10 protein-coding genes and 1 pseudogene are annotated in these 12,116 nt (G+C 61.8%); 7 read left to right on the top strand and 4 right to left on the bottom strand.

Annotation, left to right across the window (positions count from 1 at the left end; translation table 11 throughout):
* Positions 1 to 75: 75 nt before the first annotated feature.
* Genes FX982_RS18170 through FX982_RS18190 form a run of 5 tightly spaced genes read left to right on the top strand, consistent with a single transcriptional unit; the run spans position 76 to position 5,500 of the window.
* Positions 76 to 1,116 carry an ABC transporter substrate-binding protein gene (locus tag FX982_RS18170; RefSeq protein ID WP_122534750.1) on the top strand — a complete coding sequence of 347 codons (1,041 nt, stop codon included), beginning with the start codon at positions 76 to 78 and terminating at the stop codon, positions 1,114 to 1,116.
* A 59-nt stretch (positions 1,117 to 1,175) separates the two neighbouring features.
* Complete coding sequence (locus FX982_RS18175; RefSeq protein WP_172611906.1) at positions 1,176 to 2,633, top strand: sugar ABC transporter ATP-binding protein; 1,458 nt, start codon at positions 1,176 to 1,178, stop codon at positions 2,631 to 2,633.
* Positions 2,630 to 3,619: an ABC transporter permease gene (locus FX982_RS18180; protein ID WP_172611907.1), complete on the top strand. Its 990-nt coding sequence runs from the start codon at positions 2,630 to 2,632 to the stop codon at positions 3,617 to 3,619. Before FX982_RS18175 ends, FX982_RS18180 begins: the two co-directional genes overlap by 4 nt.
* Positions 3,616 to 4,572 carry an ABC transporter permease gene (locus FX982_RS18185; RefSeq protein WP_172611908.1) on the top strand — a complete coding sequence of 319 codons (957 nt, stop codon included), beginning with the start codon at positions 3,616 to 3,618 and terminating at the stop codon, positions 4,570 to 4,572. The genes FX982_RS18180 and FX982_RS18185 overlap by 4 nt, the downstream gene beginning before the upstream one ends.
* A 16-nt stretch (positions 4,573 to 4,588) precedes the next feature.
* Positions 4,589 to 5,500: an SMP-30/gluconolactonase/LRE family protein gene (locus FX982_RS18190; RefSeq protein WP_216843192.1), complete on the top strand. Its 912-nt coding sequence runs from the start codon at positions 4,589 to 4,591 to the stop codon at positions 5,498 to 5,500.
* Between the two features lie 48 nt (positions 5,501 to 5,548).
* On the opposite strand, the gene FX982_RS24885 is transcribed toward FX982_RS18190, so the two are convergent.
* Together FX982_RS24885 and FX982_RS24890 are read right to left on the bottom strand one after the other, a co-directional pair.
* Entirely contained in the window at positions 5,549 to 6,442 is an 894-nt protein-coding gene (locus tag FX982_RS24885; protein ID WP_438826336.1) for a methyl-accepting chemotaxis protein, read from the bottom strand.
* 18 nt (positions 6,443 to 6,460) lie between these two features.
* Positions 6,461 to 7,573 (bottom strand): annotated as a pseudogene (locus FX982_RS24890) (methyl-accepting chemotaxis protein); the annotation flags it as partial.
* Between the two features lie 367 nt (positions 7,574 to 7,940).
* Here FX982_RS24890 and FX982_RS18200 point away from each other — a divergent pair.
* Positions 7,941 to 9,749, top strand: a complete 1,809-nt coding sequence (locus FX982_RS18200) for a sensor domain-containing diguanylate cyclase (protein ID WP_172611911.1) — start codon at positions 7,941 to 7,943, stop codon at positions 9,747 to 9,749.
* Positions 9,750 to 9,942: 193 nt separating this feature from the next.
* On the opposite strand, the gene gloA is transcribed toward FX982_RS18200, so the two are convergent.
* The gene (gene gloA / locus FX982_RS18205) at positions 9,943 to 10,473 is read right to left on the bottom strand and encodes a lactoylglutathione lyase (RefSeq protein ID WP_172611912.1); all 531 of its coding nucleotides are present in this window, start codon (positions 10,471 to 10,473) and stop codon (positions 9,943 to 9,945) included.
* A 200-nt stretch (positions 10,474 to 10,673) separates the two neighbouring features.
* Here gloA and FX982_RS18210 point away from each other — a divergent pair, with 200 nt between their 5' ends.
* Positions 10,674 to 11,177 carry a DUF4946 domain-containing protein gene (locus tag FX982_RS18210; protein ID WP_254074936.1) on the top strand — a complete coding sequence of 168 codons (504 nt, stop codon included), beginning with the start codon at positions 10,674 to 10,676 and terminating at the stop codon, positions 11,175 to 11,177.
* A 494-nt stretch (positions 11,178 to 11,671) separates the two neighbouring features.
* Here FX982_RS18210 and FX982_RS18215 read toward each other — a convergent pair whose 3' ends face one another.
* A complete protein-coding gene (locus tag FX982_RS18215) occupies positions 11,672 to 12,037 on the bottom strand; it encodes a histone-like nucleoid-structuring protein, MvaT/MvaU family (RefSeq protein ID WP_122534759.1) in 366 nt (121 codons plus the stop codon).
* Between the last annotated feature and the right edge of the window lie 79 nt (positions 12,038 to 12,116).

Here is a 12,116-nt window from a genome sequence, read left to right on the forward strand (position 1 = left end):
GTACTGTTCGTAATAAGGTGCGACCGACGCCGTCGGCCACCCTGCAGCCCCCATAAAAATAACAAGGGTTCAACTATGAAAAGTCGTCGTCATCCGCTACGCCGTTCGTTGCTCTGTGCCGCACTGGCCGTGGCGCCCCTGATGGCTCTGCCCGTCGCTTCCCACGCCGATACGGCCGACAAGAAAATTGCACTCTCGAACAACTACGCCGGCAACTCCTGGCGCCAACTGATGCTCGCCAGCTGGCAGCAGACCACCGACAAAGCCGTCAAGGATGGCGTGATCGCGGCGGCCGACAGCTTCACCACGGCGGAAAACCAGGCCACCGAGCAAGCCGCGCAAATCCAGAACCTGATCCTTCAGGGCTATGACGCCATCGTCATCAACGCCTCGTCGCCGACGGCGCTCAACGGTGCGGTGAAGCAGGCGTGCGACGCCGGCATCATCGTTGTCTCCTTCGACGGCACCGTCTCCGAACCCTGCGCCTATCGCATCTCCATGGACTTCAAACAGACCGGCATCGAGCAGATGGATTATCTGGCCGGGCGCTTCCCCCAGGGCGCCAATGTGCTGGAAGTCCGCGGCCTGGCCGGCGTGTCGGTGGACGAGCGCATTCACTCGGGCATCACTGCCGGCGCGCAGAAGCACCCGAACCTGAAAGTGGTCGGCGAAGTGAACGGCAACTGGTCACCGACCGTGGCGCAGAAAGCCGTTTCCGGTGTGTTGCCGAGCCTGCCGAAAGTCGACGCCGTGGTGACCCAGGGCGGCGAAGGCGTCGGCATTGCCCAGGCCTTTGTCGCGGCGGGCCGTCCGTTGCCGGCGATCATCTTCGGCAACCGCGAAGAAGAGCTGAGCTGGTGGAAAAAGCAAAGCGACACCCAGGGCTATCAGAGCTTCTCGATCAGCAGCGGGCCGAGCATTTCCAGCCTGGCGTTCTATGTCGCGCAGCAGCTGCTCGACGGCAAGCAGATGCCCCATGACCTGCTGTCGCCAGCGGTCACCGTCACCCAGCAGACCCTCGACGCAAGCCTGAAGGACCTGCCCAAGGGCGGGATCGTCAGCGAGACCTACAGCGTCGACGACGTTGCCAAGCTCAAGCCCGCCGCTTCCCTGTGAGCTTCTCCCTGTAAGCATCGCGGGCCGCGCTGCCTGCGGCCCGCCAAGGAATTTTGACCATGAACGCAAATGGACCTGTGCGGGTGGCCTTCGCCGGCGCCGGCAAATCGTTCGGCGCCGTGCGTGCCCTGAGTGACGTCGACCTGAGCGTGCGCGCCGGCGAATGCCTGGGGCTGATCGGCCACAACGGCGCGGGCAAATCGACGCTGATGCAAGTGCTCGCCGGCACCCTGGCCGCCGACTGTGGCCAGTTGCTGATTGAGGGCCGCGACCTGCGCGAAGGCTATTCAGTGCAAGTGGCGCGTCAGCATGGCATTCGCTGCGTGTTTCAGGAGCTATCGCTGTGCCCGAACTTGAACGTCGCGGAAAACACCCGGCTGATGTCACCGGCTCTGCGCGGCTTCGGCTGGCGGCGTCGGGCTGGTGCGCTGATCGAAGCGATGCTGGAGCAGATTTTCCCCGGCCACGGCATCGACGCTGATGACGTTGTCGCTGACCTGTCCATCGGCAAGCGGCAGATGGTGGAGATCGCCCGGGCGTTCATCAACGTCGACGAGCGCCTTGATCTGATCATCCTCGACGAACCCACCTCATCCCTCGATGCCCGCGTCGCCGAGCAGTTGCTGCGGCATGTGCGGCGGTTCGTCGAGGGCGGCGGCAGCATCGTGCTGATCAGTCACATCCTCGGCGAAATGCTCGGTACGTGTGACCGCATCGCGGTGATGCGGGACGGCAAAATCGTTGAAACCCGCGCCGCGCGGGACTTCACCCATGATTCGCTGGTGGAAGTCATGGGCGGCACGGCCCGCGAACAGCAACAGGCCACACAGGCTTTTGCTTCCCGCCGCGAGCAAGGCAGCCCTCGCGTGCAGCAGCGACCGGCGCGTCAGGCGGATGGCCGCTCGGTGCAGGCCTTTGCCGGCGAGATCGTCGGGCTCTCCGGCTTGGCGGGCCATGGTCAAAGCCAACTGCTGACCCAGGTGCTGCGCGATTGCGTCAAGCACGGCACCGGCGCCAGTTTCGTGGCTGGCGACCGCCAGACCGACGGCGTGTTTGCGCTGTGGTCCATCGGCGAGAACATCACCATCGGCTCCCTCAACCAGCTCAAGCGCGGCCTGCTGCTGGACCCTGATGCCGAGCAAGCGATGGCCAATGACTGGATGAAGCGCATGAGCATCCGCACCCCGGACATGGGCAATCCGATCCTCTCTTTGTCCGGTGGCAATCAGCAAAAAGCTTTGTTTGCCCGGGCGCTGGCGTCCGACAGCCAGATCATTCTGATGGACGACCCCATGCGCGGCGTCGACGTCGGCACCAAGCGCGAGGTGTATTCGATTCTGATGGAGGAGGCCGCCCGCGGCCGCACGTTCATCTGGTACACCACGGAGCTTGAAGAGCTGACCTATTGCGATCACGTGTATGTCTTCCGCGATGGGCAGGCCGTGCTCGATATGCCGCGAAGTGAATTGAGCGAGGAGCGCATCCTGCGCAGCTCCTTCGCCGAGGAAACCCCATGAATGCCCCGTTGAATTCCGTTGCCCGCGCACCTGTTGCGCCGCGCAACAACGCCGCGCGCCGTGCCCGCATGCTGCGCGCGGCCTTGCCGGCGGTGTCGCTGATGGTCTTGCTCGCGACCATTTTCATCATGCAACCCCGGGCCATGAGCTACATGGGCCTGAACCTGATGCTCAATCTGGCGGTGCCGATCGCCCTGGCGACCATCGCGCAGATGCTGATCATCAGCGTCAACGACCTCGATCTATCGATGGGCAGTTTCATCAGCTTCGTCGCCTGCGTGGCGGTGACGCTGCTCGATCAACACCCGTTCCTCGGCTGGCTCGCACTGGCCGGATGCGTGGGCGTGTATGCGCTGCTCGGCGCGTTGATTCACAGCCGCAACCTGCCGTCGATTGTCGTCACCCTGGGCATGTCGTTCATCTGGGTCGGCGGCGCGATTCTGTTGCTGCCGTCGCCGGGCGGGACGGCACCCCAGTGGCTGCAAGCGTTGGTGCGAATCAAGCCGCCGCTGATCCCGCTGGCGATCATCGTGTGCCTCGTGCTCGGGCTGGCGATGCACTTTTTCCTGATGCGCTCCACCGTCGGCGTGGTGTTGCGCGGCGCCGGCGGCAATCCGCTGGCGATCGCCAAGGCCGGCTGGTCGCTGCTGCGCATCAAGGTGGCGATGTACGCCATGGCCGGCAGTTTCGGCGTGCTGTCGGGACTGTTTCTGGTGGGGCTGACCACTTCGGCCGACGCCAACGTGGCGCTGCGTTACACCCTGTTGTCCATCGCCGGGGTGATTCTTGGCGGCGGCGAATTCGTCGGCGGGCGCGTGTCACCCATGGGCGCGGTGCTTGGCGCGCTGACCCTGGTGTTGGCCGGTTCGCTGCTGTCGTTTATCCGCATCTCGCCTGACTGGCAGATCGGCGCCCAGGGCGCGATTCTGATTTTCGTGCTGGCGCTGCGTGCGGCGGTCAATCGTCTGGAGGTACGCCCGCTATGAGCACTTCAATTTTTGCAGCGCTGCGCGGCAAGCCGTGGCTGTGGTCATTCCTCGCCGCCTTATTGATCTGGGTAGCGACCCTGGTGTTTACCGGCGGGCAGGGCGCAGGCGCTTTACTGTCTGGCGCGCTGGCGTTCTCGACGTTCTTCGCGATCGTCGGCATCGGCCAGATGTTCGTGATCAGCACCGGGCCGGGCAACATCGACCTGTCTATCCCGGCCAATATTGCCCTGAGCGGCGCGCTGGGGATGAAGCTCATGGACGGTCAGGATGCGAACATCTGGCTGGGCGTGATCGGCGTGCTGGGCATTGGTGTGCTGGTGGGCTGCGGCAATTTCGCGTTGATCCGCCTGCTGCGCATTCCGCCCATCATTGCGACGCTGTCGGCCAGCTTCATCCTGCAATCACTGGCCATCGCCTATGGTCGCAGCGTGCGGGTGCCGCCGCCGGACAGTTTCTACACCTTCGCCACCAGCCGCGTGTTCGGCGTGCCGTATCTGGCCCTCGTGGTGATCGCCGTGGCGGTGCTCATGGGCTACGTGCTGACCCGCACCCGCTACGGTCGCTCGGTGCTGGCCATCGGACAAAACGCCCGCGCCGCTGAACTGGCCGGCATCCGGGTTGGGCGCATGCGCTTCGCCACCTACGTGCTCTGTGCGGTGTTCGGCAGCCTCTGCGGCCTGACCCTGGCCGGGTTTTCCGGCGGTGCGTCGCTGGGCATGGGCGAGGAATACCTGCTGGCCTCCATCGCCGTCGTGGTGATCGGCGGCACCTCCGTGGCCGGCGGGTTTTCCAACGTGCCCGGCATCTGGGGCGCGTCGCTGTTCCTTTACCTGCTGGTGAGCATGCTCAACACCTTCGGCGCCAGTGCCGGGGTGCGGCTGATCCTCACCGGCCTGATCATCATCGCGGTGATTACCGCTGTCAGCGGACGCAAAAATGCCCGCGCCTGAAGCAAGGATCGACCCCGTGTCCGACGACCTCTATGAATGCCATGACAAGCGTTTCCATCGCCTGATCCTGCCCAACACCCAGCTTGAGCGCCTGTACGATCAGTGCCGCTGGGCCGAGGGGCCGGTGTGGTTCAACGACGGCGGCTATCTGCTGTGGAGCGACATCCCCAATCAGCGCATGTTGCGCTGGACCCCGGAGCAGGGCGTGTCGACGTTCCGCACCCCGTCGAATTTCGCCAACGGCAACACCCGCGACCTCCTTGGCCGGCTGATCACCTGCGAGCACGGCACCCGCAGTGTCACCCGCACTGAACCGGACGGGTCGATCACCGTTTTGGCCGAGCGATTTGAAGGCAAGCGCCTGAATTCGCCGAATGACGTGGTAGTGCACCGCGACGGCGCGGTGTGGTTCACCGATCCGAGCTACGGCATCCTCACCGATTACGAGGGTTATCAGGCCGAAGAAGAGCAGGCAGGCCGCCATGTGTATCGCATCGACCCGGAAAGCGGCGAGGTCGCCTGCATGGCCAACGATTTCGTGCAGCCCAACGGCCTGGCGTTCTCCCCGGACGGGCAGACCTTGTACATCGCCGATTCCGGGCGCTCCCACGATCCTGACGGGCCCCACCACATCCGCGCGTTCGAGGTCATCAATGGACGTGAATTGGGGCAGTCGCGGGTGTTTGCGGTGATCGAGCCGGGCGTGCCGGACGGCATGCGCGTGGACGTGCAAGGGAATGTATGGACCAGTGCCGGCGACGGCGTTCAGTGTTTCGCCGCCGACGGTACGTTACTGGGCAAGATTCGCCTGCCGGAGACGGTCGCTAACCTGACTTTCGGCGGCCCGCGCCGCAACCGCTTGTTCATCACCGCCAACACGTCGTTGTACTCGGTGTACGTGGCGGTGGCGGGGGCCCAGGTGCCTTGAGCGATGCAGGGCAGGGCGCGTGTCGTTTTACGGAACGCGCCCCGGTGCTCAAAGCTTGAAACGACCGACCACAGTGCGCAGTTCGCCGGCCAGCAGCGACAGTTCGTCCGCCGTGACCGCGTTGTCCTCGATGCCTTCCATCAACATGAAGGTGCCATTGCGGATTTCGGTGACATTGCGGTTGATGTCTTCGGACACGGCGTGCTGCTGAACGGCAGCGCTGGCAATCTGGGTGTTCATGCCGACGATCGACTCCACACCTTCGTTGATCGCGTTCAGGCTTGAGGATGTCTGATCGGCCGACGTCAGGCAATCCTGCGCCCGGTCCTTGCCCGCTTTCATCTGCTCCACGGCAGCGCTGGTCGCCAGTTGCAACTGCTGGATGATCCGCTGGATTTCGGCGGTGGAGTTCTGCGTCCGTGAAGCCAGGGTCCTCACTTCGTCGGCGACCACGGCAAAGCCACGGCCTTGCTCACCGGCGCGGGCGGCTTCGATGGCGGCGTTGAGGGCGAGCAGGTTGGTCTGGTCGGCGATGTTGCGGATCACTTCAATGACCCCGCCGATCTCTTGACTGTGCAGCGCGAGCGCCGCGACCTTTTGCGCGCTGAGGTCGACTTCGCCGGCCAGTGCCTCGATGGTCTGGCGGGTCTGCTGCATGACGCCCAGGCCTTTGCCGGACGCCTGACTGGCCTGTTCCGCCGCACGCGCCGCGCCTTCAGTGTTCTGGGCGACGTCGGCGACACTGGCGGTCATTTCGTTGATGGCGGTGGCGACCTGTTCGGTTTCGCCCTGCTGGGCGTTCATCGACACTTTGGCGCGGTCGATGGACGCAGTCAGGCGAGTCGCTGCGTCGGACACCGAACTCGAACTACGCTCGACCTGAGCCAGGGACTCGCCAAAGGCCTGAACCATGTGATTCAAACCGGTGCCGATGTCGGCCATTTCATCTTTGCCGACGACATTGACACGTGCAGTGAGATCGCCCTGGGCGATGCGGCGGGTGGCGCTCAACATGTCTTCCATGGCCCGACGCATGGCGCTGTAGATCCCGCTGAAGGCGTAAATCAGCAGCAGCCCGGCGATGGCGAACATGGCCAGCATGGCGGCGCGTTCGGCTGACTTCTCGCCCAGTCGTTTATCCAGTACCGCGGAGAGCTCGTCTTGCAACGCGTCCTGCGCCTTGTACAGCTCGGCGACCACAGCGTTGCCTTTGGCCGGCAGCCCCTGCATGCCGGTGATGGTGTTTTCCGGTGAGGTGATCAGGGTTTGCAGGTCGCTGCGAAAGCTATCGAGGCTGGAGAGCCCGCTGCTTACGGGGGACTGAATGCGATCAGCAAGGGCCGGTTCCTGACGTCGCAGCAGGCTGAGACTCTGCAGCAGCTCCTGGCGAATCTGCGCTTCTTGCTTGAGCAGCGATTTGATCGTGCCGCGGAGGGTGTCCGTGAGCGGCTGACCTTCGTGCAGACCACTCGCCAGGCCGCGCAACTGCCCGACCACGTTGATCTGGCGCGGCAGACGCAGGGTGCTTTGATCGATCAGGAACAGCGAGGCGTAGTCCTCGTCGAGCACCATCCCGGAGGTGGCGGAGACGAAGTAGATAAAATTCAGCGTCTGGGTCATCTGATCGCTCCATGCGTCAAACAGGGTCGCCTGATCGGCCCCGGTTTTGGTCTGGCTGATCAACCCTTCGGCCCCAGAGCGCAAGCGCTGCACACGATCTCCAGTTTCAAGCCCCGCACCCAGTTGTCGGTCGGTGGCCTCGAGTCTGGTGTACGCATCCAGCAGTTTGGCCTGGTTGGCGGCGAGGTCAGGTTGAGCTGTCTGATCGCCGCTGAGCAAGCGGTTGGTCAATGCGCGTTGCAGCATCGACAGGCGCAGCACGGGGGTGACGTCCGTCAGATAGCCCTGGCCGACTTGTTCGGAGTGGATGTTATCGATGCTGGCGTTGAGTTGATGCAGCAGGCGCGCGCCCAATAGGGCCAGCGGCAGCAGAACGATGATGGCAAGCACCGCGAACTTGGCGGGAAAGCGCAGGCGGTTGGTCAGGTAAACGGCAGGGGCAAGAATATTCATGCGGCTCTCACAGCCCCTAAGCGGGGCGATTAGGATTTTGTCGGTGAGAACGGTCCTTTTTCTCGGAAGTCAGTGGCGCTGACGACTTTTCTGCAGGAAGCGTTATGGCTGGCTGCGGGTCGCTCTGATCCATCTGTCGGCGCCGATCGTATTAACTTTATTAAAACTTGTACAAAACTTTATTTATGTATAGCTTTGGAACTGAATCGATTAACTGATGTCTTTGTGATATCACTTTTCTCAACTCGGCCGAAGTCTGTTTTTAGGCTGTTATCACTGCTTCGCACCTTCCGTCATGAAGCAGTGTCAGCAGTAGTGGCCATGAGATATCATTCAATCCGTATTTTTAGAACCGAGGGCGCAGGCCATGAACTGTTCGCTGCAAATTGAGCAGAAGCGCCTGTCCGCGGTTCACGCTTTGCAATGGCTGGAAACCGCACACAGTGAGGATTTCGACCGCCTGTGTCGCCTGGCTGCTGCGCACTTTCGCGTACCGACGGTGTTGGTATCGCTGGTGGAAAAAGACCGCCAGTGGTTCCCCGGTCGTGTAGGTTTCGACGCGAGTCAGACGCCTATCGAGCAGTCATTCTGCCGCTACACCATTCAGAATTCCGGCGTCATGGTGGTCAATGACGCCACGCTGGACGTGCGCTTCGCCGACAACGCGCTGGTTACCCGACCTGATGGCATCCGTTTCTACGCCGGGGCGCCGTTGTGCAATCAGCACGGCGATGTGCTCGGCAGCTTTTGCCTGATCGACACAGTTCCCCGCGAGTTCCAGCCCGACGAAGTGGCTGTCCTCGAAGATTTTGCGCAGCTGGTCATGGGGCAGGTCGAACAGTGCCAGGTGATGCGTTACCGCCACCCTGTCAGCCGCCTGCCCAACTTGCAGCAGTTCCTGCTGGACACCCAGGGCGTTGAGGTGACCGCAAGCCAGGTGAGACTCATGGTGGTAATCCGCACCCAGCCGGTGATGAGCGTTGCGGATATCAGCGTGAGCAGCAATCTGGATGCGCAGCAGACGCGTCGCGACATGGCTCACTGCCTGCGTCGTCGCCTGGATGGCATCGCCGAGCTGTACCACGTCAGCGACCAGGATTTCTGTGTGCAGATGAGCTGCGACCGGTCTCGCCGCGACGACCTGGTTCGCATGCTGTTGGCCCTGATCACGGAGCCGTTCACTCATCAGCAGGTTGCCGTGGGGCTGGCGTGCTGTGACGACGGACTGAACTCCGCCGCTGCGCTCATGGGCAAAGCGACTCACGCGGCGGGGAGGGCGGTTTATCGACAGGTGCCGTGGGCGGCGTATGACGAAGCGGAGGATTGCGCCCAGCGGCGCGCCTTGACCCTGCTCAACGAACTCGCCGAGTCGTTGGTCAGTGGCGACATCTATCTGGAGTACCAGCCGCGTTTCAGCCTGCAGGATGGCCGTCTGCTCAGCGTAGAGGCGTTGATTCGCTGGACCCATCCGATGCTGGGCAAGATCTGGCCAAGCGAGTTCATTCCGTTGATCGAGAGCGCCGGCAGGATCAGCACGGTGACCCGATGGGTCATTGATCGGGCGCTGAGCGACCTCAGCGGCTGGATCGACGAAGAGGTGCGTCTCTCGCTCAACCTGTCGCCGCTGGACTTCGCCGATCTGGACATCGCTTTGACGCTGCAAAGCGCCTGCGACCGGCACGGCGTGAAACCGGCTCGGCTGGAAGTCGAGATCACCGAAGGCGAATGGATTCGGGCCGACAAGCGCGTCATTGCCCAGCTCACTCGTATTCGCGAGTTGGGCGTTGACGTGGCCATCGACGATTTTGGCGCGGGGTACAGCAACTTTGCCTACTTGCACGAAATCCCGGCCAATATCCTCAAGCTGGACAAATCCCTGGTCACGGACCTCGAGAGCAACCCGCGCAACCGCATCATTGCCCGATCCGTGCTGCACCTGGCCGGCGAGCTGGGCTATCGCACTGTCGCGGAAGGCGTCGAGACGTTCCGGTGCATGAGCCTGGTGCGGGAGTTCGGCTGCGAGGAAGCGCAGGGGTATTTCCTCAGCCGGCCGCTGAAGCTGCAACAGCTCAAAGAGCAGTGCCAGAACATTGCGCTGACGTTCACCCCTGAGCCGTCGAACGCGCAGATTTATGCGGATCTGGCTGATACGGATCAGGTGATAGAAGCAGCGTGACCCTTGCCGGGTTCCAGAGTGGGACGGGCCTCAGCCGGGAAGGGACCGGTGTGAACACCCGCAATCCTGCGGTGTAACCCCCGACGCCTTCCCGGCTAAAGCCGGTCCTACAGAAGACGTCAAAGCCGGTCCCACGGTCGGGGTCAATGCCGGTCCTGTCCCGATCAAGGCAAGTCCTACTGATCGAGCGCGATTACTCGCCCGATACCGGCGATGGCTGGATGATTTCGACCCAGTAGCCATCCGGATCCTTGATGAAGGCCAGGCTTTTCATCCGGCCGTCAGTCAGGCGTTTCTGGAAGTCCACGCCCAATTCTTCAAAGCGCGCGCAGGCAGCCTTCACGTCGGGCACCGAAATGCAGATATGGCCGAAGCCACGCGGGTCGGTGTTGCCGTTGTGGTAGGAAAACGCAGGGTCCTTCTCGGTGCCGTGGTTGTGGGTCAGTTCGAGCACGCCGGGGATACCTTTCATCCAGACGTTGCGCGCGGCGTCGTCCTGTGGAATCTGCGCCTTGTCCACCAGCGCCAGGAAGTAAAGGCTGAATTCGGCTTCCGGGAAGTCGCGTTTTTCCACCAGGCTGAAACCCAGCACGCGTGTGTAGAAATCCAGGGAAGCAGTGATGTCCTTGACCCGCAACATCGTGTGGTTGAAGACGAATTTTGCAGTCGATGCGTCCGGGGTGGCCGTGACGCCGGGGAAGGTGTTCAGGTCGTGCAGACTCATGGTTGTCTCCGGGTTAACGCTAAAATGTTGCGTAATGATACGGACTCATGAACGACTCGCCAAACCGAAGGCGCATAAAACGCGGCTTTCGGCTTGTGGGCAATGGATGACCGGCTCACACTTCGCGGCTCGACATCCAGGTACCGCCCATGCATCTCTCATTGCGCTCATGCGCCCGCGTTGCTTTCTGTCTCGTGCTGATGATTCCGGGCGTCGCGTCTTCGGCGGACGCCATGATTATCTGGCCCGAAGGCTGGGAAGTGGAAGCGCTGCCCCAGCCACCGCCGAGCGAAGGTCAGCTCACCGTGCAAATACGACAGCGTGCGGTTAAAAACGATCAGAACGGCGATCCGGCCATGGTGGTGGAGCTGACTCAGACGCAGCTGCAGCCCGGTCACTCGGTCAATGTGCAGAGCGTGCTGCTGGAGATGCGCAAGGCGGTGCAGGTCAATTTTGCCCGCGGCGGTTTTCAGAGCGTCTGCACGCGAATGAAAGACAGCACGCTGAGCGACATCCCGGCGATGGAGACCACGTGCACGATCACCCAGAACGGCAACCACGTCATGACACAGACACTGGTAGCAGCGGCCAGTCCGCAATTGGCGTGGTCGTTGTCGTATGCCGGCTCGGCACAGGGCTATGCGGCCCATAAAGACGAAGTGCTGCGAATCAGGGACAGCCTGCGCCTCGGATCGGAGCAGTAGGGTCGAGGCAGGATCTACACAAATCGCGGGCATAAAGAAGCCCGCCGAAGCGGGCATTGGGGCACTAATCCTTTAGTAGCCTCCATCCTCTACAACCCGGTGTGAAAAAAATGTGAAGCTCACGAGCCGTTCAGCCGTGGAGGGAAAATTAGTCTGTTCATGCATGAAGGCTCATGGCCAGCCTCAGCGCCCCTCACGTCCATATTTAACGTGATAAATAACGCGGGTGAAACTCGACGATCAAGCATGCTATACGCCAGCCGGGTATTGAAAGCGATATATCCCTTTAATACGAAGCTGTTCAGCTAATTGTCAGGTTTGATATTCAAACCGTGCCTGCGCCGGCTTGCATTATTTAAAATACCTCACCTTTGGCTGGCTGTTATCAGCGCTCAGAGCACATGTTTCATTGCCATGCCGACCTACTTGCAGAGAAGCCCCGCGAGCAGAGCTTCCTCTCAATGTTGCAGGCCAATGTTTAAGGGAGCAGCAGACTAGCGGCCGCGCAACCACGAATCAACGGTTTCGGCACCGTATTGTATTTTCCAGTTTTTCAACCCGCGATGATTGCCGCCTTTGGTTTCGATCACTTCGCCGGTGTGCGGATTTTGATAGACCTTGACGACCCGCGGACGGCGGCGTTTCGGAGCTGCTGGCGCGGAGGTGGAGGCGCCGGTGTGGGGGTCGAGGATGGCAATGATGTCGCGCAAGGTCTTGTCGTACTTGCTCATCAGGGCCTGCAACTGCTGCTCGAACTCGATTTCCTTCTTCAATCCGTCGTCGTTCTTCAGGTACTCCAGCTGGGCCAGTTGCTCCTGAAGGGCTTTTTCTGCTGCGCGATATTCGGCAAGTCTGGACAAAATGATACTCCGGCAATTAATGGCTGTTGTCAGCTCAATGCAAGCAACCTTGCACGCACTACGATGCGCATCGGGTTCT

The sequence above is a fragment of the Pseudomonas graminis genome (genome assembly GCF_013201545.1).
Classification (GTDB): domain Bacteria; phylum Pseudomonadota; class Gammaproteobacteria; order Pseudomonadales; family Pseudomonadaceae; genus Aquipseudomonas.